Below are 20,646 nucleotides of genomic sequence, written 5' to 3'. Positions count from 1 at the left end.
GAGATTGGTCGATAAAAAATATCGCTTGTATTTTGTGTACTTTGATATTTCTTTATTGAGATTAACTTCGTAGTATGTTTTTGAAGTATTTTTTGTGTAACTGTTGCATTTTGAATGGTTAATGGAACATTTTTAAGCAAATCATTTTTCATAAGCTAATTCTTCAGCAATATATTTTTCAATATAATAATTGCAATATTTTGAAAGCCAATCAATTTGTCCTTGTGGGTTTACTTCTAGGAATACAAATTCATTTTTTTTAGTTAAAATTAGATCGATCGAACCTGTATCTAAGTTAGAAATATTCATAAATTTAAGAAGCTGCTTTTCTACGTTTTCGGGGAACTTAAATGGTGAAACCCTATTTGGTTTTTCAATATTGTAATTTCTGTAATCAATTTTTGTTTGTGTATCATTTTGAGAAAAGATTGCCATTGAAAACATCTTCTTTTTAAAGATAAAAACTCTAATTTCAACTTTTTTAGCTATTAGTTCTTGAACATAACAAGGTGCAAAATAAGTATCAAGATGATCAAGCATTGTTTCTGTTACTTCAAAAGTGCCAATAGACGTATATTTTGTATTTTCATCACTAATGTTCACGGAATATCTTAAGTCTTTAGAAATAATTGGTTTATTTTTTTGATAGAAATTGACTAATTCTTCTTTATAATTCGTGACGATTGTTCGAGGGATTTTTAATCCTACTTTTTTAGCACTTACTAAATGAGCAATTTTGTAATTTTCAACTTCTTTTATATATGAACCTGTATATGAATTACGGCTTTTGAAATGGAATTCTACTGATTTAACAAGACTATCTTCTTCACGCTTTAAGTAATTGTAAAAAGGTGTTTTCAATAGTTCTTCTTTTGGTAGTGTATTTATTTTTCCGCGCCTATTCCAAATTTTCTCATTTGCAGAAATTTTTTGTTTGTTGATGCATACTGAATCATCTTCATCGCTTATTTCAAAAGATAATCGAGCGCATAGATTACTATTGATTCTACGAACATCTGTATTGTTTTTCAAACACCAATCTATCACTTTATTAGTTGTAGTATCTCTGTTTTCAGAAATTATAATTGCCATATTCCTAAAATAAAAAGATTAATAATTTACCGATCCATCTTCGTTTACGGACGGCATCATTCCATTTCTTCCATCTAAATGCCAAAAAATATAGGCTTTTTCATATTCTGAAATTCGTTTTGCTTTATACTCTTTATCAATTAGCGTACGTATTTCGTCAAAGTACTCACGTGCAGAATGAACAAAAATAAAGTAAGCTTTCGCTTTATAAACACCTAAACGTTCTTTACTTGGAAAACCGTATTGTTTCGTTAATGTTATTAACTTATTAGTATTTACTTCATCAATTGGCGGCATTGCGTTCCATATACTATCGCTTTTAGACTTATACGATACATATTCTTCTTTTAGTAATTCCTTCTTACCTCTTGTTGACAAAAACGAACCATATGTTTTTTGATCTACTCCATAAGAAATGTCTAATTCCAATAGTTTTTTTCTAATACCTTGATCTCTTTCATACATTTCATCCACTTCTTTTATAATATATTCTATATCAGACGCACTTAAATCGTATTTACTTTTACAAGAAAATATAAATACCATAATCAGCGATAATATAGTAAGTTTACTAATCTTCATTATTAATTGATTTGATGTTAAGTATCATTAGTAGCTAATTATAATCCATTTTACATTATAAATTAATAATGTAAAATGGATTTATTAAAAATTTTAAGTATCTGGACAAGATTCGATACATTGTGTATCATGACAAATAGTTCCACTTTCCCCTGGATTTCTATGCCCATCTCCATTTAGATCATTAAAGGTATCGTGAACATGTGTAACACAAGTAGCAGTTTCATTTTCTCTCCAATAAGAAGTTTCTATTCCTCCACCATATACTTTAGCTAAATTTACTCGACTTAACTCTTTATTTTCTTTTGAAAATTTATTTATACTTTTCATAATTCTATAATTTTGATATTTAACATTCTATTTCTTCACAACTAGTCCCTTGTTCAGTTCCTTGGTTCCAAATACCATCGCCATTACAGTCTTCAAACTCATCAGTGTAGGTATGCATGCACCCATCAGTTCCTTTATATTTTCTACTTGAAAGAGTAGTTTCTCCTCCCATGATCTGAGATAATATATTATCGTCTAGTTGATGATTTTCCTTTTCAAATTCATGTATTCTTTTCATATTTCTAAATTAATAAAATTATACCTACTCTTATTTATAAGCTTTTCGGCTTCCGCTTCATTGATTGCAATCAATTGAAATGTATACATCGCATTTACTAAAACGTAAATACCTTACCAAATAAAAGAAAAAGATTACACATTTACAAATTTACCTACATTAAAATACACCTTATTAGATACATTTTTAAAGGTGTTGTTAAAAAATAGTATCTATCTGTTATTTGTAAGTATGACAGACTTAGAAAATTATATAGAAAAAAATCTTGAAAATCTGGGAAATCGTTTGAAAGATTTACGAAAGCAAAAAGGGTATAGAAATTATGAACAATTTGCTTTTGAAAATAATATTTCAAGAGCGCAATACGGTAGATATGAAAACGGACAGGATTTACGTTTTAGTTCGCTTTTAAAAGTATTGAAAGCTTTGGATGTAAGTTTAGAAGACTTTTTCAAAGAAGGCTTTGAGGCAGCAGATACAGCTAATGATATAGATTAGTTTTCTATTCGGACTATTCCTAAAAAAACATAAAAAAAGCCGTTTCAAAATTGAAACGGCTTCTTCATATGTGATAAAATGTCAGGAATTATTTTCCGTTTTCCATTTTTTCTTTTAATGCTTGTAATGCATTTAAATCTCCAAGCGTAGTTTTGTCAGCGCTAGCTGATTTCTTAGCTGCTGCTTGAACATTCTTTTGCTCTTCTTCTCTGAAAATTGCAGTATGAGAAGCGACAACTCTTTTGAATTCTTTGTTGAACTCAATGACTCTGAACTCAGCTGTATCACCTTTCTTCAATTTCTTTCCGTCTTCTTTTTCTAAGTGACGAGAAGGAATGAAAGCTACTACATCTTCGTTTAAAGCTACTGTTGCACCTTTATCATTTGTATCTGTAATTTCAGCAGTATGCGTAGTACCTACACCGTATGTACCTTCATACTTATCCCAAGGATTTTCAGTAGTTTGTTTGTGACCTAAACTTAATTTACGTCCATCTACGTCTAATTCTAAAACAAGTACTTCTAATTTGTCACCAACAGTAACAAACTCAGATGGATGCTTCACTTTCTTAGTCCAAGATAAATCAGAGATGTAAATTAATCCATCAATACCTTCTTCTAATTCTACGAATACACCAAAGTTAGTGAAGTTACGTACAGTTCCTGTGTGTTTAGAACCTACAGGATATTTTGTAGTAATATCAGTCCATGGATCTGGCGTCATTTGCTTGATACCAAGAGACATTTTACGATCTTCTCTGTCTAATGTTAAGATTTTCGCTTCTACTTCATCTCCAACTTTTACGAAATCTTGAGCCGAACGTAAGTGTGTAGACCAAGACATTTCAGATACGTGAATTAATCCTTCAACACCTTCTGCTACTTCAATAAATGCACCGTAATCAGCAATAACAACTACTTTTCCTTTTACTTGATCTCCGATTTTTAATTCCGAATCTAAAGCTTCCCAAGGATGCGCGCTTAATTGCTTTAATCCTAATTGGATTCTTGATTTGTTATCATCAAAGTCAAGGATTACAACATTTAATTTCTGGTCTAATTCAACAACCTCATTTGGATGGTTGATACGTGACCAAGAAAGATCTGTAATGTGAATTAATCCGTCAACTCCACCAAGATCAATAAATACACCGTAAGAAGTAATGTTTTTCACAACTCCTTCTAGTACTTGACCTTTTTCTAATTGACCAATGATTTCTTTCTTCTGCTCTTCGATATCTGCTTCGATAAGCGCTTTATGAGAAACAACCACATTTTTGAATTCATGGTTAATTTTAACCACTTTGAATTCCATTGTTTTGTTAACATACTGATCGTAATCTCTAATTGGCTTCACGTCAATTTGAGATCCTGGTAAGAACGCTTCAATTCCGAATACGTCTACAATCATACCACCTTTAGTTCTACATTTTACAAAACCATTAACGATTTCACCATTGTCATGCGCAGAGTTTACTCTTTCCCATGCTTTGATTGTTCTCGCTTTTCTGTGAGATAATACCAATTGTCCTGTTCTGTCTTCACGAACGTCAATTAATACTTCTACTTTGTCTCCTACTTTTAATTCTGGGTTGTAACGAAATTCGTTTAAAGAAATTACACCTTCAGATTTTGCATTGATATCAATGATCGCTTCTCTGTCAGTCATTCTTACAACAGTTCCATCTACTACAGCATCATCATCTGTATCAACGAAATTGTCCGCTACTAATTTTTCAAATTCTTCTAGCTTTTCGTCTTCAACTTGATCAATTCCTTCTTCGTAATTGTGCCAGTTAAAATTTGCTAAAAATTCTTCAGGGTTTTTAACGTCCTGAACGTCTGTGTTTGTGTTTTCTTCAGCCATTGCTGATGTAAAATTTGTATACTACTTATTTAGAGAATGATTGCATGTAAAAGCAGTAGATTGTTATATTTTTATAAAAAATGTTTTTCCCTTTTCAATTCTCTGTCATGCTAAAAAGGAGTGCAAAATTACTATTATTATTTTGATTTACAAACTAATACTGTATAAATAGCGTTGCTTTTGCCCGATTTGACTGTGAAATACGGTTTTTATCGAAAATGTATATTATAGGAGACACAACACTTTAAATTTATTTTTTTAAACTATCTTTATAATGTTTAATTATTAAAATAAAGAATAATGAGTGTAAAAATGAAATATCAAGGAGTTCTTGACCTTGGTGAGACTTTAGGAATCCAAAATGGAAATGTTGAAGAAGTTAATGGAGTATTAAAAGTTTCTGGTGTTGCAGGTACGCCACACGAAAAGAATTTAATTTGGGACAAAATCAAAGAAGTTGGTGGAGAGTTACCTTCTGATATTGAAGCAGATATTACTATTGCAGATGAGTCAGTTTACCATCGTCATACTGTAGAAAGTGGAGACACGTTAGGCAAGATCGCAAAGCAATATTATGGAAAAGCAGGAAAGTATACTGCTATTTTTGAAGCGAACACGGATATTTTAAAGAATCCAGATGTTATTCATCCAGGACAAGAGTTGGTTATTCCAAACTTATAAAATACACATTGCTAGATATAAAAAAGCTTCCTATTGGGAAGCTTTTTGTGTTTTATAATTTATCGAAGGTAACTTTTGTTTCAAATGACCAAGATTTTCCTGCGTCCAAATTAATATATTGAAGGTGTCTGTAATACTTTCCATAGTATTTATCGTCCCATATTTGTTGGGTAGCATAATCATTGTATAATTCAAACATGCTTTCAATATGCACAGATAGTTTATTTTGATCATTCCACATGAATAATTTATCGCAAAAACCTTCCAGTTTTCTATTGCCATCTCTATTAAAGTCAATCGCATTTTCATAATTAGCGACTTGTCCTTTTCCTGCTACATCAATACTCACTGAAACTATAGAACCAAAACAAACTTCTAACGGCAGGTTTTCGATAGCCGTGATTGTATTTTTCGTAAAGTATCCACTATCCAAGATTTCTGTTATTTTATTATGTACAGCATCTTTTGTACGTATATCATCATTGCGGTACATGATACTATTTTGTCGATATGCAAATCTTTCACAAGCTCTCATTTTAAATCCGGTCGTGATATCATTTATTAAAACATCGTCTATAAAAAAGCTTACGTCTGTAAATTTTTCGCGTCCATGATATCCGCCTGTAAAATCTGAAGCTCCCGATCTTTTGTATGCAAACTCAGATTCTCCGAGATATAACAGTTTGGCGCCAGTTGACGACATTTTTTTACCGTTATAGATAAATTCTTTGCTCTGTATAATTCTATATTGATCTGAATATATATGATTTGATAAATTCCGTTCGCGAGCAATGGTAAAACCCCAATAATAGTTGGGTTGTGTACGACTTTGAGTATAGACTGTAAAACGATGATTCCTTTTGTGACCTTTAGGATCAAATGTTACATAACATTTTTTAAATTCTTCAGCACGATTTGCTTGAAAACTATTCGTTTCATTGGCATTAGTGTTGCCGTCTTTGTTATTTTCTTTTAGAGATAAAAATACAAGGAATGTGATAAAAATTGAGATTACTAGTAGGAATATCCATTTGGAAGTTTTCATATGTATGAGCGCACTAACATGATTTCTTTTTCCTTGTCAAGATATAAAAAGAATGACGAAAAGAAGTTGTTTCTAGTATTTTTGTGGTAGAAAATTTATGCTTCGATGGTTCGTTTTGCCAAATTCATAATTCGGTCAAATTGCTCTTTCAGTCCCATGTCACTATTATCAAATGCAATGGCATCTTCAGCTTGTCGCAATGGAGAATCTTCTCGGTGTGAATCTATATAATCTCTGTTTTGCACATTTCGCAATACATCTTCATATTTTACATCATCACCTTTGTCAATAAGTTCTTTATACCGACGAATGGCTCTTTTTTCTGGAGATGCTGTCATAAATAGTTTTAATTCTGCATCTGGAAACACTACGGTTCCAATATCTCTTCCATCCATTACAATACCTTTATCAGCGCCCATTTTTTGCTGTTGCTTTACCAATTGGTATCGAACTTCTGGCACAGCAGCAACTTTGCTGACATAGTTGGAAACGTTTAAGGTGCGTATTTCTTTTTCAACATTTTCTCCGTTTAAGTACATTTCGGCAAAACCGACCTGTTCGTTATATTTGAATTGCAATGTTATTTGATCAAGATTTGCTATCAAATCATTAATAGAAAAGTTTTCCTCGTCAATATATCCTTTACGAAGTGCAAATAAAGTTACTGCCCGATACATAGCGCCTGTATCCACATAAATGTATTCTAAAGCATTGGCAAGTTGTTTTGCAATGGTACTTTTTCCTGTAGATGAAAAGCCGTCAATGGCTATGGTAATTTTTTTCATGATGCGTGCGCTTTGTAAATGCTTTACAGCCTCATTGTATTATTGAAGATTTACGGTAACACCAAACATACTTGTGTTGGCAGCAACCGAATATCTTGCGTAGGTATAATCAAATTTTAGCTTATTGATTTTTAGTCCGAAACCTGCGGTAATTCCTGAAAAATTACGTTGATCAACAATTTTTAATTCTTCGCCTCTTCTAAAGTTGTATCCCAAACGAATATTAAATCCTTTGTCTGGAAATAATTCCATTCCGACAATTGTATGACGAATTAAGTTTTTCAGAAAGGTAACTTTTTCTTCAGTTACGCCACCTTCTATAGATTGCTCTGCTCGGTTTGGATTGGCAAAGGCAATATTCCATTGTTGTAAATTTTCGAATGTAAGATGCCAACGAATTGGAACATGCTCTAATTTTTGAGAAATTCCTAAGATTAATTCAAAAGGCAATTGCTCTTGTACACCTGCATAGGTGGTAAACTGAACACCTAAGTTTCGTGCGGCCAATGCGATATTTAGTTCAAGTTCTTCATTAATATACATAATTCCCAAATCTAAAGCGCCGCCAAACGAGTTATATTGCTCTAACTTTGAGTTGATAAATTTTGCATTGGCTCCAATATGAATGTCTGTCCAAGGAATGTTGTATGCATAGCCCATTGATAAGGCAATTTCATTTCCTGTAAACGAACCTGTTTCGTTCCCTTGTTCGTCATATCCATCAAATTGTCCGTAACTTACATAGGTAACTCCAGCATGAAACGTTTGTACTCTTCTATCCCAAGTATATGCATATGAAGCTGATCCATAATTTACATCGCCTAAATAGTTGACATAATTTAAAGAGAGATGGTTGTCCATTCTGTAATTAATACTTGCAGGATTGAATAATGCTTGTGTAACGTCTTTATCGTAATTGGTAATTACTTTTCCTCCAAGTGCTGCTTGCCGAGGAGATGAAATTAAGTTTAAAAACTGGTACGTGTACCTTCCACCTATCTGGGCAGAGGCTAATGTAGTTATAAACAAAAAAAAATAAAATAGGGTCTTTTTCTGCATGGGTGCAAAGTAACTAAAATCTTTATTCAAAACGTTTAGATATGATAAATATTTTACGGTTTTGTATAAAAATAATAGATATTTCATTTTTATCTTTTTTTCAACCAAATGAATCCTGTTTTCTTCTCTTACACTACAAAAACGCTGACTTTTCTCACATGAATACTAGATGATATTTTATAAAACCTCACATAGTTTCCTTGTTTTAACCTGCAATTTGGTCTTACATTGAATAAGAGTTAACTCAATAATGGAGGATTCAGAAAAGCCATTTAAAACATTAGAGTATGTATAAACCAAAATTAAACCTATTATGAAAAAAAAGTTTTTTTTACACAAAACTGTTGATGCTTTGACTGAAAAGCAAATTAACGATTTAAACAGTGTTTTCGGAGGCTTATCACAAGGAGCAAGCGATACTGCTGTAGGACTTCCTTACGACGATGATATTCACATCCCAACTGGTGGTGGCGGACCAAGATGTCCTTACGGATATTACTGGAATCACTACTACGGACGTTGTTTTAAAGAAGGAGATTATCCACATGATGTAGCTGTAGCTTCTCCACATGAGCCAATGCACGTATAATTTAATGCTTTACATTTTATAATTGCAGTTGTTCAACAATTTTCAATAGGCAACTATTGTTTAGTTAACACGTTGGACAGCTGCTCTTCATCACATGTTTCAATTTTAAAAATTTTTCCTATGAATTTCAATCGATTAGTATTAAAAGTTGCCAGCAGATGCAATCTCAATTGTTCATACTGCTTCATGTACAATTTGGGCGATTCTTCCTTTAGGAATCAGCCAAAGTTTATGAAAGAGCACATGATTCCTGAAATTATTACACGTGTTGCCAATTATTTAGCCGAATATCCACAGGAAATTTTCACATTTACGTTTCACGGTGGCGAACCGCTATTAATCGATAAATCGTTTTTTGGAAAGTTTATCACACAAGCAGAAGTTTTAAAAGAACAATTTCCCGATATTACTTTTGAATACAACATTCAAACTAACGGTGTTTTGATCGATGTTGAATGGGCAGAAGTATTGCGGAAATGGAAAATTTTTCCAGGTGTAAGTTTAGATGGTACAAAAAAAGCACACGATATGTATCGCAAAGATCATAAAGAAAATGGAAGCTATGATGATGTGATTAAAGGATTGAAATTACTGAAATATCGACTGGGTTTTGTATCCGTAATTAGTGTGATGAATATTGATGAAACTGCCAAAACTACTTACGATCATTTGACAAGTTTATCTTCCGATTATGTAAATTTTCTGTTGCCAGATTACACACACGATAGTTTTCCATACGAACCAAAAGCCATGGGAAATTGGCTGATTGAGTTATACGATTTATGGATTGCTGATGCAAATAGACCTATTATTCCATTTTTCAATGGATTAACGAATGCCGTATTGGGTTCAGCTAAAAAAGGACGACATGAAGCGCATGCACTTGTGATAGAAACCAATGGAGATATTGAAGCTATAGATTCGTTAAAAGGTTGTGGAGAAAGCTTTACTAAAACCAATATGAATGTCAACACTCACGATTTTAAAGATATTATAAAGCTTCCGCTAGGGAAATTATATTTTGAAGACAGCACAGAAAAACTTTGTGCACAATGTGTAGAATGTCCTGTCGTTGCTATTTGTAAAGGTGGACGATTGGTACATCGATATAAAAAAGAAAACGGATTCAACAATCCGTCAATATATTGTGAAGATATGATTCTAATTATTTCGCACATTCAAAATAAAATGATGGAATTGGTTCCAAGTATGTACGATGACAGCATTTCTAAGATGGATGCTACCGAAATTATTGAGTATATAAATACGCTTGATCTAGGTGCGATGAAAGAAACTTACAAAGAAGATTTAGAGTTTTTTAGTGTCGTGTAATAAAAAAACTTGAAGCTGAAATTGAATTCGAAATCAACCTCAACTTCAAGTTATATAGTATTAAAGTACTTTGTGATTCTTTACGTTTTCTTTGGTAATCGCGTGTTTAATTACTTCACTCATTTCAGTGACATAATGAAACGTTAAGCCTTTTAAGTACGATTGTTTTATTTCTAAAATATCGCGTTCATTTTGCTTACACATGATGATTTCTTTAATTCCTGCACGTTTTGCGGCTAAGATTTTCTCTTTAATTCCACCAACAGGCAACACTTTTCCACGCAACGTGATTTCTCCCGTCATGGCAATATCTTTCTTTACTTTTTTCTGCATAAATAAAGAAACCAACGATGTTAGCATGGTAATTCCTGCACTTGGTCCATCTTTTGGAGTGGCACCTTCTGGAACGTGAATATGTACATTGTACTTTTGAAATACTTCAGCATCAACTCCTAAAATTTCTGCATTCGATTTGATATATTCCATAGCAATAGTAGCCGATTCTTTCATCACTTTTCCTAAATTTCCAGTGATGGATAAGTTTCCTTTTCCTTTGGAAAGTGTCGATTCAATAAATAAAATATCGCCTCCAACACTTGTCCAAGCCAATCCTGTAACTACACCCGCGACATCATTATTTTCGTACTTACTGCGCTCCATTCGTGCTGGCCCTAATACGTCTACAATGATATCATTGGTAATTTTCTTCTCATATTTATCATCCATGGCAATGGATTTTGCAGCATAACGTACCATTTTGGCAATTTGCTTTTCCAATCCACGCACACCACTTTCACGCGTGTAGCCTTCAACTATTTTTTCAAGTTGCTTCTTCCCTATTTTTAAATCTTTATCGGTAAGTCCATGTTCTTTCAATTGCTTTCCAAGCAGATGTTTTCCACCAATTTCAACTTTTTCTTCCGTCGTATATCCTGTTACGTTGATGATTTCCATACGATCACGCAATGCTGGCTGAATGGTACTCAAACTATTTGCCGTTGCAATAAACATCACTTTCGATAAATCGTATCCCATTTCTAGGAAATTATCATAGAATTCTGTGTTTTGCTCAGGATCTAACACTTCTAACATTGCTGAGGAAGGATCACCATTGTGACTGCTTGATAGTTTATCAATTTCATCCAACACAAATACAGGATTTGAAGTTCCAGCCTTTTTCAAGCTTTGAATTATTCGTCCTGGCATGGCTCCGATATAGGTTTTACGGTGTCCGCGAATTTCTGCTTCATCACGCAATCCACCTAATGAAATACGCACATATTCTCTTCCTAAAGCTTCTGCAATCGATTTCCCCAACGATGTTTTTCCAACACCTGGAGGACCGTATAAACATAAAATTGGCGATTTCATATCGTTACGCAGCTTCAACACCGCTAAGTATTCTATGATCCGTTTTTTTACATCTTCCAAACCAGAATGATCTCTATCGAGAATGGTTTGTGCCTTTTTTAAGTCAAACTTATCTGTGCTAAATTCATTCCAAGGTAAATCTAAAAACAGCTCTAAATAATTACGTTGAATAGAATATTCTGCCACTTGCGGATTCATTCGCTTCATTTTTGCGAGTTCCTTTTCAAAGTGTTTTTTGACTTTTACGTCCCACTTTTTCTTTTTTCCGCGCATGCGCATTTCTTCTACTTCTTGCTCATACGAAACGCCGCCACCCAATTCTTCTTGAATGGTTTTCATTTGCTGATGCAAGAAATATTCACGCTGTTGCTGATCTAAATCGTTGCGAACTTTTGACTGAATGTCGTTTTTCAGTTCCAATTGTTGCATTTCCAAATTCATAAATTTCAACGTCGCTAATGCACGTGTTTTCAAGTCTGGAATGGCTAACAATTCTTGTTTGTCTTTCACACTCAAATTCATATTTGAAGAGATGAAGTTGATTAGGAACGACGAACTTTCAATATTTTTTATGGCAAATGAAGCTTCCGAAGGAATATTTGGGCTTTCTTTTATAATTTGCAATGCCAAATCTTTGATGGAATCTAAAATAGCTCGAAACTCTTCATCTGTAGCTTCAGGTCGTGTTTCAGGCACTTCTTTTACGGTTGCTTCCATGTATGGATCTTCTTGCAACATGCTATCAATTTCAAAGCGTTTCTTACCTTGAATGATAATCGTAGTATTTCCATCTGGCATTTGAAGCACACGCAAAATTCGGGCAACCGTACCTAAAGTATTGATATCTTCAAGCGTAGGATTTTCAACAGCTTCATCCTTTTGAGAAACGACACCAATAACTTTTCCTCCATTATTAGCATTTTTTATCAACTGAATCGATTTGTCTCTTCCAGCCGTAATAGGAATCACAACACCAGGAAACAATACTGTATTTCGCAATGGAAGTATTGGCAACGTTGCTGGCAATACTTCTCTATTTATTTCTTCTTCATCTTCAGGAGTCATCAACGGAATTAACTCCGCATCTTCGTCAATTGATTGAAATGACAAACTGTCCATATTTAAAAACTTTGTTTTACTCATATTTCGTTTCTAGGTCATTCTGTCATAGTCAACAGAATAAATATCTATATTTCTTTTTCTCTACGTTGTACAAAACACTATAAATCAACAGTAAGTCACTGTTTAGCACGTGTTCTGTACTTGTTAAAGTCAATTGTTGTGCCAAGCTTTTACTTTAAAAACAATAAAATTTAAGAAATATTAAATTATTTTAGTCAAAAGTGTAACAAACACAATTTTCTATCATCTTTACCATAAACTAAAACTTTTTGAGCCACCAAAAGTTACATACTGAACAACTCATTACGTTGTGCAAAGAAGGAAATCAAACTGCGCAAATGGAGATTTACAATCGTTATTACAAAGCGATGTACAATACTGCATTTCGGATCTTAAAAGATAGCGCAGAAGCCGAAGATGCCATGCAAGAATCATTTTTAAATGCTTTTTTGAAGTTGGACACCTTTAGCGAAGAAGTTTCGTTTGGCGCATGGTTAAAGAAAATTGTAGTGAACAAAAGTATTTACTTGTATAAAAAACGACAACGAAAAGAAGAAGTTCCATTTGACAATGTATTACATAAGGTCGAAGATAATGACGGAATTGCTTCGGATGAAGAGTTTACAAGCTTACAGGCTCAAAAAGTATTGCAGACTTTGAAAACACTGAAGGATAATTACAGAGTTTCTTTGACCTTACATTTGATTGAAGGGTTTGATTATGATGAAATTTGTAGCATTTTAAATATTAGCTACGCCAATTGTAGAACCATGATTTCGAGAGCAAAAGAAAGTTTGCGAAAAAAATTAGAATTATGCGCATGAAAGAGGAAGACAACATTTCAAAATTGTTTGAACGATTAGAAGGAACGTTTGATGTAGAAACACCAAACACCAACCATGAAAATCGTTTTTTGGCAAAACTGAAACAGCAAAATGAACAGCAGGAAGATGCCACATTAGAAAACGATACAGCAAAACCTGTCATCTTATTTACGTGGTGGAAAACCATTGCAGCGGCTTGTGTATTATTACTAGGTTTAGGATTTTTTATTGGAACAAATTTTAACACTTCCGGAGATGATACGCAGTTGACGTTTTCGCCAGAAGTAGAAAATTCACAAATGTATTTTACATCGCTCATAGAAAAAGAACTTGAAAAAGTAAAAGCTGCCGAAGATGAAGATACCAAAGAACTTATACAAGATGCATTGACGCAATTGAATCGGTTAGAAACAGATTACAAAGCATTGAAAAATCAGCTGATTGAACACGGAGAAGACAAACGTATTTTATACGCAATGGTTGCTAATTTTCAACTTCGTATCGAATTGCTGGAAAATGTACTATCACAAATTGAAGAAATAAAATTATTCAAAAATGAGAACACTATTATATAAACTTTTATTCCTAACACTTCTGATACCTATTGCTGGTTTTAGCAATAATGGTAAGAAGTTCAAAGGAAAGCATACCAAAGAAAAAACGATTACACAAGAGTTTTCAGTAGCATCAGATGCACTTTTGAAAGTTTCTAATAGTTACGGAACGGTTCATATGACTTCATGGGATAAAAATACAGTTGCTATAGAAGTTTTGATACAAACGAATGGAGATTCGGAAGAAAAAGTGATTGAACGTTTGAAGCAAGTTGATGTCGATTTCAATAACTCATCAACAATGGTTAGCGCACGAACACGTTTCGGTTCCAATACCTCAAAATCATGGTTCAAATGGACAAAACGTAATAAAGTAAGTGTAACCGTAAACTACACCATTAAATTCCCAAAAGGAAACGCGTTGAATATTTCCAACGATCATGGATCTATTTTTATCAATCGTGCAGAAAATAAGGTAAGTCTCAACTGTGATTACGGACGTATGGAAATTGGAGAATTACTCGGCGATGACAATATGCTCAATTTTGATTATACCAATAATGTGACGATTGCTTTTATGAAAAGTGGACGTATCAATGCAGATTATTCATCATTTACGATTAACAATGCAGAAGATATTGAGTTGAATACAGAACATACAAAATCGCGTTTTGGAACAATAAATACGATAGTATACAATTGCGATTACAATTTACTCGAAATAGGACAAGCCAACAACGTGAAAGGAAGTGGCGAGTATTTATCGCTTCGATTGGGTGTCATTACTGGAAATTTAGACATTAAAGCTGATTATGGTTCTATCAAAGTAGCCGAAATGACCGATGATGCAGGCGATATCCGAATTAGATCGGAATTGGCAGGAATCAAAATTGGCTATCAACCACAATATCATTTTAATTTTGAAATTAGTGTAGAATACACAAGCGTAAAAGGCGACGAAGGTTTTACCATGAATAAAAAACGCATTGAAGCAGAAGATCGCTATTACCAAGGTTTTTACGGCAACTCCTCTAGCAGAAACAACATCAATATAAATTCTGAATATGGAAGTATTCGATTTATAAAACTATAACAATCATCAATTAATCAACGAACAAACACAAACATTATGAAAAAAGTAACAGTATTTATCATCGCATTATTTTTATCAACAACCGTAACACATGCATTTGGTTGGGGAAAGAAAATTAAAGGAAATGGAAACATGACTACCATTACACGTACAACATCTGATTATGATGTCGTTGCAGTAGCAGGTTCACTAGATGTAGAATTGGTTTCTGGAAAAGAAGGAAATATTACGCTAGAAGGCGAATCGAATTTATTAGAATATGTAATGACTGAAGTGAGTAGCGGAAAACTAAAAATTAAAATTAAAAAAGGATACAATTTACGTGTAAGTAGTGGCAAAAAACTCATCATTAGAGTTCCTTTTGAAGATTTAGAAAAAGTAGCTTTATCAGGTTCTGGAGATGTATACACTAAAAATGCAACGATAAAAGGAAACAATTTCAAAATGGCATTAGCAGGTTCTGGAGATGTAATTTTAGATGTCGATGTAGACAATTTAGCAATGGCTGTTTCGGGTTCTGGAGATATGACTGCAACAGGAAATGCGAACAATGCTGAAGTAAAATTAGCAGGTTCTGGAGACATTCACGCATACAAATTGAAAGCTAAAAACACAGTAGTAAGTTTGGCAGGTTCTGGAGATATTAGAGTCTATGCCGAAGATAGCATTAAAGCTCGTGTTGCTGGCTCTGGAGATATTACGTACAAAGGAAGACCTTCTAAAGAAGATACCAAAGTTTCAGGTTCGGGAAGTATTTCTATGAACTAGGAGATTCGAAATAATTAATTATTGGACAAAAAAACCACTTCAGTTGAAGTGGTTTTTTAGGTTTTATAAATTTCAACCTTTTTTATTGATATGTAACTTTAAAATCTCCTTCTGTAATTTCACGAGCATTCGACGGATCTAACAGTAAAGTTCCTGTAAAATTGAATGTTCCTTCTATCCTATTTGTAGCGGTATCATGAACTGTAATGGTTAATGTGCCTGTATCGGCTAAAAAAGATTCTGTATCACTTTCGTTGAACAATCCAACAGGATCTGTTCCGCTTGGAAAGCCAAATGTATAATCTCCAGGAACAATATCATTGGGTACAGTAACACTAATACTCTGTCCATTATTTTTAACTGCAACAATAGCAACTGTATTTGAAAAACTAAGTATTTCAATAGCATTGATGGCATCTTCTACAAATTCTGCTCCTTCTACTTTGGCAAAAAATGTACTATCTGGATCACTTATATCTGACAAATCTCCCGAATAGGTGATGTTAGAAAAGCTTCCGTTTGTAAATTCTAATATTTCTAGATTTCCGGCAGTTTCCTCTCGATATGCGGTAAAATTAAACGTTCCTGAGATGGTTTGATTGGTTTCATCAATAGTCATCAAGTTTATTTCTCCTTGCGATTCCATATTTCCAGGAAGTGAAGAAACAAAACCGTTAGCACCAGCTTCCATAACATAAGCTGCTCCGTTTACGAAAAAAGCGCCAGGATTTGAAATTCCCAGTTGGTACGTTCCTGTTGAAGAAGCCAAAAATGTAATGGTAACAATTTCTGTGTTATTATTTCGAAATGCTGTAATATTTACAACGCCATCTATATATGATGCAGTTGCCGTTTCTGCTACAAATGTTTGTCCATCAATATCTACTTGAAACGCGCCTGTTGTCGGATTTCCTGGTGTCGGATTTCCCGTAGTTGGATTTTGTGCTGCATTGGTTTCATTCACTAATTGCTGTAATTCTAAATCTAACGCTTCATCTTCACAGGAAGTAAACAAAATTAGAGAGAAAATAGTAAGAACAGAGAGAAGTCTTTTCATAATAAATTGGTTTTAATTCTCGCAAATCTACTAAAAATACGGACTTTACCTATTTTTAACGATATATATTACAATTCACTATTGAACATATTTTGTTTTTTTGATAAAACTCAATACAATAAATGAGATTAAGAAGAAAATTGCCAAAAACAATACAGACCATTGCATAGAACCTGTAATTCCGTTTAAAAGTCCAAAACCAAACATTCCCAAAACGATGGCTACTTTTTCAGTAACATCATAAAAACTGAAATAGGTTGCTGTATCTTCGGTTTCTGGTAACAATTTAGAATAGGTTGATCGTGACAACGATTGAATCGCGCCAAGCACTAAACCGATCAATCCACCTAACGAGTAGAAGTAAATATCTATGTTTTCCTGAGATTTATCTAGTGAAAACGCAACAAAACAAACAAGTCCCCAAGTAATAATAGTGATCTTTAATGCTGTTAAATTTCCATACTTTTTTGAAATTTTAGAGAAAATATACGCACCAAAAATTGCCACAAATTGAACTAGTAAAATGGCTCCAATCAAATTTGTCGTTGGAAGATTCAATTCGTCACTTCCAAAAATTCCAGCCATATAAATAATGGTTTGTACACCTACACTAAAGAAAAAGAATGCAATTAAAAACGTACGGAGTTCTGCATAGTTTTTAAGTTCGTTCCACACTTTTCCTAACTCTTTAAATCCACTAGTTAAGTATCCTTTTTCTGGTGTTTTTGAATTTTCATTTTTTGGTAATTTGGCATAAGTAACTTGCGCAAAACCCAACCACCAAATTCCTACGATAATGAATGAAATTCGTGTAGCCTGTCCTTCACTTTCAAATCCGAATGTTTCATATCCCATAATCATTGCCAAACACACAATAAGCAATAATATAGAACCAATATAACCCATAATAAAACCTTTGGCACTTACGGCATCTTGTTGTTCAGGATGTGCAACTTCGGGCAAATAGGCATTATAAAATACGATACTTCCCCAAAAACCAATTCCTGAAGTGATTGTTAACGTGAGTCCTATCCACAAACTGGCTTCATCTTTAAAGAAAAATAAGCCGATAATTGATAACGAACCTAAAAGGCAAAAGAATTTTAAAAATTTGAGTTTATTTCCTGTATAATCTGCCACTCCTGAAAGTATGGGAGACATGATAGCTACGATTGCCATAAAAAAAGCAACTGTATAATTGTATAAAGAAGTCGGATTGATTGCCATTCCTAAAAACTCAATCGTTTTATCAATTTCTACATAACTTTCAAATCCTTTCGTCACGCCAGCATAGTAAATTGGAAAAACTGCCGTACTAATTACAAGTGAATACACAGAATTTGCCCAGTCGTAAAACGCCCATGCATTGATTAGTTTTTTATCTCCTTTTTGCAATCCAGTAGTTTTTCCCATATTATATATGCTGTAATTTTTTTCCCTTTTTTACTTTTAGCTTCTCAAAAATAATTGCACTTCAGTAAGCTTAGTTCAACTAACAATTTTGAGTGCGTCTTGCAGACTTCTCTAAGTTAAAAATCAAACAATCAGATCCCGTTATGCAACGGGATTAGTTCAACTAACAACTTTGAATACGTCTTGCAGACTTCTCTAAGTTAAAAATCAAACAATCAGATCCCGTTATGCAACGGGATTAGTTCAACTAACAACTTTGAGTACGTCTTGCAGACTTCTCTAAGTTAAAAATCAAACAATCAGATCCCGTTATGCAACGGGATTAGTTCAACTAACAACTTTGAGTGCGTCTTAAAGACTTCTCAAAGTTGAGTTTCACTAAAAAAAGCTGCCCAAAATGGACAGCTCCTAAAATACATATTTATTTTTGAATGTGTGTTAATTTAAAATTTTCCTAACGGACGAAATGAAGTTACACCAAATTTTACAGCTTCTCTTTTAGCGGCAGCTGCTTCTGCTTGCAAATTTTGTACACGCGTTTCACTTGCTGGATGCGTACTCAAAAATTCTGGTGGAGCTTGTCCACTGCTCTTTGCGCCCATACGTTTCCATAATTCGGAAGCTTCATCTGGGTTGTATTTTGCGATTGCCATTAAGTAGATTCCAATTTTATCTGCTTCATTTTCATGTTTTCTACTAAAAGGTAACATTCCCAACACATTAGATCCAACTCCATAATATTGATTAAACGCTTGACGTGATTGCTCATCTTTGATAGCAATATTTCCAGCCAATGCAACTCCTTGTTGTAAATAAGCGGCACTCATACGTTGCTGTCCGTGATTTGCCAAAGCATGTGCAACTTCGTGCCCCATAATAGCTGCAATGGCAGTTTCGTTTTGTGCTACATCTAAAATCCCTGTGTAGAATACAATTTTTCCTCCTGGCATACACCATGCATTCACAGCAGGATCATCAACCAAATTATATTCCCATTGATAATCTTTTAAATATCCTTGCTTTCCGTTTGCATCTAACCAACGTTCGGCTGCAACTGCGATACGCTCACCTACTCTTTGAATCATTTCTGATTTTGCAGTTCCTGTAACTACTTTATTTTCATTTAAAAATTGATCATATTGCGCAAAAGCTGTTGGAAATAATTGATCATTGGATACAAATGCTAATGTTTTTTTTCCTGTAAAAGGATTTGTTGCACAGGACAAAATCAACAAAAATATAGAGAGAATTACTATTTTTTTCATGTTCTTATGTTTAAGTTATTATTACATCTTTAATTATTACGGAACAAACTTACGTAATAATCAAATATATTATTAAACCAATAGATGTGTTTCTTTAACTCAAAAAAAAAGCGCATTTTTGAAAAATCTTAGATATTTTACCAAAAAATGAGTCAAACTACACAACATATAAAGCCCGAACCTACTATTGAAGTTCCAAAGGTAATTCTATACACAGGGCGTTTTTTACAATTTATTTCGACTTCGCTTGCCGCGAAATTTGCACAACGATTGTTTATTACACCTTTGAAACACAAAATACCAAAGCGCGAGTTTCATATGAATGAACAAACCGTGCAAACCCGATTGGAGATTCCTGAAATTTTTAAAACAGTAGTGGTATATCGGTATGGTAAAAGTGATAAGAAAATTTTATTAGCACATGGCTGGTGTGGACGCGGAACACAATTGGTAAAAATTGCTGATCATTTTTTAAACTTGGGGTATGAAATTATCAGTTTTGATGCGCCTGCACATGGAAAAGCACCTGGCAGCAAGACTTCCATGCCTGAATTTATTGAATCGATTCATGAAATCAATAAACAATTTGGTCCGTTTGAATTTGCTGTTGGACATAGTTTGGGCGGAATGGCGTTGCTAAATGCCGTTCGTGAAGGTTTTAAGGTAAAACGACTTGTAACTATTGGTGCGGCTGATGTGATTACGGATATTATTCAACATTTTACCCGTACACTTACTTTAAAAGATGAAGTTGGAGTACAAATGAAAGCCAATTTTGATCAATTATTTGGGCGTGATATCAATTATGGTTCTGCACATAATGCCGCTAAAAGTGTATACATTCCAACATTAATAGTGCATGACGAAAACGATGCGGATGTCCCTGTGAGTTGCGCGCATGCCATTTACAATGAACTTTCTGACGGAAGTATTTACATTACACAAAACTTAGGACATCGAAGAATTTTAGGGAATAAAGAAGTGATTGAAAAGATTGAAAAGTTTTTGTTGAAGTAAAAAAAAGACCGCTATCGCTGTTGGATATTAGACCGCTCCTATGTTTGTAAAAGTATAAATTTTA

The 20,646-nt window shown here is 33.7% G+C and carries 21 protein-coding genes; 9 read left to right on the top strand and 12 right to left on the bottom strand.

The window, feature by feature from the left end; translation table 11 throughout:
* Positions 1-141: 141 nt before the first annotated feature.
* From AA089_RS15905 to AA089_RS15890, 4 genes are all read right to left on the bottom strand, one after another.
* A complete protein-coding gene (locus AA089_RS15905; RefSeq protein WP_162200452.1) occupies positions 142-1,032 on the bottom strand; it encodes an ATP-grasp domain-containing protein in 891 nt (296 codons plus the stop codon).
* A gap of 78 nt (positions 1,033-1,110) precedes the next feature.
* Positions 1,111-1,674, bottom strand: coding sequence for a hypothetical protein (locus tag AA089_RS15900; protein ID WP_156169055.1), 564 nt, complete (start codon positions 1,672-1,674; stop codon positions 1,111-1,113).
* A 93-nt stretch (positions 1,675-1,767) separates the two neighbouring features.
* The gene (locus tag AA089_RS15895) at positions 1,768-2,004 is read right to left on the bottom strand and encodes a hypothetical protein (RefSeq protein WP_046757973.1); all 237 of its coding nucleotides are present in this window, start codon (positions 2,002-2,004) and stop codon (positions 1,768-1,770) included.
* Positions 2,005-2,023: 19 nt separating this feature from the next.
* Positions 2,024-2,242 (bottom strand): hypothetical protein, encoded by a 219-nt coding sequence (locus tag AA089_RS15890; protein WP_046757972.1) that lies wholly within the window; start codon positions 2,240-2,242, stop codon positions 2,024-2,026.
* Between the two features lie 231 nt (positions 2,243-2,473).
* Here AA089_RS15890 and AA089_RS15885 point away from each other — a divergent pair, with 231 nt between their 5' ends.
* Positions 2,474-2,740, top strand: coding sequence for a helix-turn-helix domain-containing protein (locus AA089_RS15885; protein ID WP_046757971.1), 267 nt, complete (start codon positions 2,474-2,476; stop codon positions 2,738-2,740).
* An 88-nt stretch (positions 2,741-2,828) separates the two neighbouring features.
* Here AA089_RS15885 and rpsA read toward each other — a convergent pair whose 3' ends face one another.
* A complete protein-coding gene (gene rpsA, locus AA089_RS15880) occupies positions 2,829-4,607 on the bottom strand; it encodes a 30S ribosomal protein S1 (RefSeq protein ID WP_046757970.1) in 1,779 nt (592 codons plus the stop codon).
* Positions 4,608-4,907: 300 nt separating this feature from the next.
* Between rpsA and AA089_RS15875 the strand changes: the two genes are divergently transcribed.
* Positions 4,908-5,288 carry a LysM peptidoglycan-binding domain-containing protein gene (locus AA089_RS15875; protein ID WP_046757969.1) on the top strand — a complete coding sequence of 127 codons (381 nt, stop codon included), beginning with the start codon at positions 4,908-4,910 and terminating at the stop codon, positions 5,286-5,288.
* Positions 5,289-5,340: 52 nt separating this feature from the next.
* On the opposite strand, the gene AA089_RS15870 is transcribed toward AA089_RS15875, so the two are convergent.
* The 3 genes from AA089_RS15870 to porQ form a co-directional block, all read right to left on the bottom strand.
* Positions 5,341-6,333 carry a hypothetical protein gene (locus AA089_RS15870; RefSeq protein ID WP_046757968.1) on the bottom strand — a complete coding sequence of 331 codons (993 nt, stop codon included), beginning with the start codon at positions 6,331-6,333 and terminating at the stop codon, positions 5,341-5,343.
* 95 nt (positions 6,334-6,428) lie between these two features.
* Positions 6,429-7,118, bottom strand: coding sequence for a (d)CMP kinase (gene cmk / locus AA089_RS15865; RefSeq protein ID WP_046757967.1), 690 nt, complete (start codon positions 7,116-7,118; stop codon positions 6,429-6,431).
* Between the two features lie 39 nt (positions 7,119-7,157).
* Positions 7,158-8,177: a type IX secretion system protein PorQ gene (porQ, locus tag AA089_RS15860; protein ID WP_046758022.1), complete on the bottom strand. Its 1,020-nt coding sequence runs from the start codon at positions 8,175-8,177 to the stop codon at positions 7,158-7,160.
* A gap of 313 nt (positions 8,178-8,490) precedes the next feature.
* On the opposite strand from porQ, the gene AA089_RS15855 reads away from it, so the two are divergent.
* Both AA089_RS15855 and AA089_RS15850 read left to right on the top strand, forming a co-directional pair.
* Positions 8,491-8,766 (top strand): hypothetical protein, encoded by a 276-nt coding sequence (locus tag AA089_RS15855; protein WP_046757966.1) that lies wholly within the window; start codon positions 8,491-8,493, stop codon positions 8,764-8,766.
* A 120-nt stretch (positions 8,767-8,886) separates the two neighbouring features.
* Positions 8,887-10,098 carry a radical SAM protein gene (locus AA089_RS15850; protein WP_082113300.1) on the top strand — a complete coding sequence of 404 codons (1,212 nt, stop codon included), beginning with the start codon at positions 8,887-8,889 and terminating at the stop codon, positions 10,096-10,098.
* A gap of 60 nt (positions 10,099-10,158) precedes the next feature.
* On the opposite strand, the gene lon is transcribed toward AA089_RS15850, so the two are convergent.
* Positions 10,159-12,612 (bottom strand): endopeptidase La, encoded by a 2,454-nt coding sequence (lon, locus tag AA089_RS15845; RefSeq protein ID WP_046757964.1) that lies wholly within the window; start codon positions 12,610-12,612, stop codon positions 10,159-10,161.
* 248 nt (positions 12,613-12,860) lie between these two features.
* On the opposite strand from lon, the gene AA089_RS15840 reads away from it, so the two are divergent.
* The 4 genes from AA089_RS15840 to AA089_RS15825 are packed head-to-tail and all read left to right on the top strand — an operon-like array spanning position 12,861 to position 15,830.
* On the top strand, positions 12,861-13,415 hold the full coding sequence (locus AA089_RS15840) for an RNA polymerase sigma factor (RefSeq protein ID WP_046757963.1): 555 nt from the start codon (positions 12,861-12,863) through the stop codon (positions 13,413-13,415).
* A complete protein-coding gene (locus AA089_RS15835; RefSeq protein WP_046757962.1) occupies positions 13,412-13,990 on the top strand; it encodes a hypothetical protein in 579 nt (192 codons plus the stop codon). The genes AA089_RS15840 and AA089_RS15835 overlap by 4 nt, the downstream gene beginning before the upstream one ends.
* Positions 13,971-15,062: a DUF4097 family beta strand repeat-containing protein gene (locus AA089_RS15830; protein ID WP_046757961.1), complete on the top strand. Its 1,092-nt coding sequence runs from the start codon at positions 13,971-13,973 to the stop codon at positions 15,060-15,062. The genes AA089_RS15835 and AA089_RS15830 overlap by 20 nt, the downstream gene beginning before the upstream one ends.
* A 36-nt stretch (positions 15,063-15,098) precedes the next feature.
* Positions 15,099-15,830, top strand: a complete 732-nt coding sequence (locus tag AA089_RS15825; protein ID WP_046757960.1) for a head GIN domain-containing protein — start codon at positions 15,099-15,101, stop codon at positions 15,828-15,830.
* Positions 15,831-15,912: 82 nt separating this feature from the next.
* Here AA089_RS15825 and AA089_RS15820 read toward each other — a convergent pair whose 3' ends face one another.
* From AA089_RS15820 to AA089_RS15810, 3 genes are all read right to left on the bottom strand, one after another.
* On the bottom strand, positions 15,913-16,887 hold the full coding sequence (locus tag AA089_RS15820) for a DUF6252 family protein (protein WP_046757959.1): 975 nt from the start codon (positions 16,885-16,887) through the stop codon (positions 15,913-15,915).
* 78 nt (positions 16,888-16,965) lie between these two features.
* Positions 16,966-18,300 (bottom strand): MFS transporter, encoded by a 1,335-nt coding sequence (locus AA089_RS15815; protein ID WP_046757958.1) that lies wholly within the window; start codon positions 18,298-18,300, stop codon positions 16,966-16,968.
* 443 nt (positions 18,301-18,743) lie between these two features.
* Complete coding sequence (locus AA089_RS15810; RefSeq protein WP_046757957.1) at positions 18,744-19,565, bottom strand: M48 family metallopeptidase; 822 nt, start codon at positions 19,563-19,565, stop codon at positions 18,744-18,746.
* 147 nt (positions 19,566-19,712) lie between these two features.
* Here AA089_RS15810 and AA089_RS15805 point away from each other — a divergent pair, with 147 nt between their 5' ends.
* A complete protein-coding gene (locus AA089_RS15805; protein ID WP_046757956.1) occupies positions 19,713-20,582 on the top strand; it encodes an alpha/beta hydrolase in 870 nt (289 codons plus the stop codon).
* Positions 20,583-20,646 lie beyond the last annotated feature (64 nt).

The organism is Kordia jejudonensis (assembly GCF_001005315.1).
Taxonomy (GTDB): Bacteria; Bacteroidota; Bacteroidia; order Flavobacteriales; family Flavobacteriaceae; genus Kordia; species Kordia jejudonensis.
The sequence above is the reverse complement of the archived record's forward strand: the minus strand, read 5'-3'. Positions and strand labels throughout refer to the sequence as shown.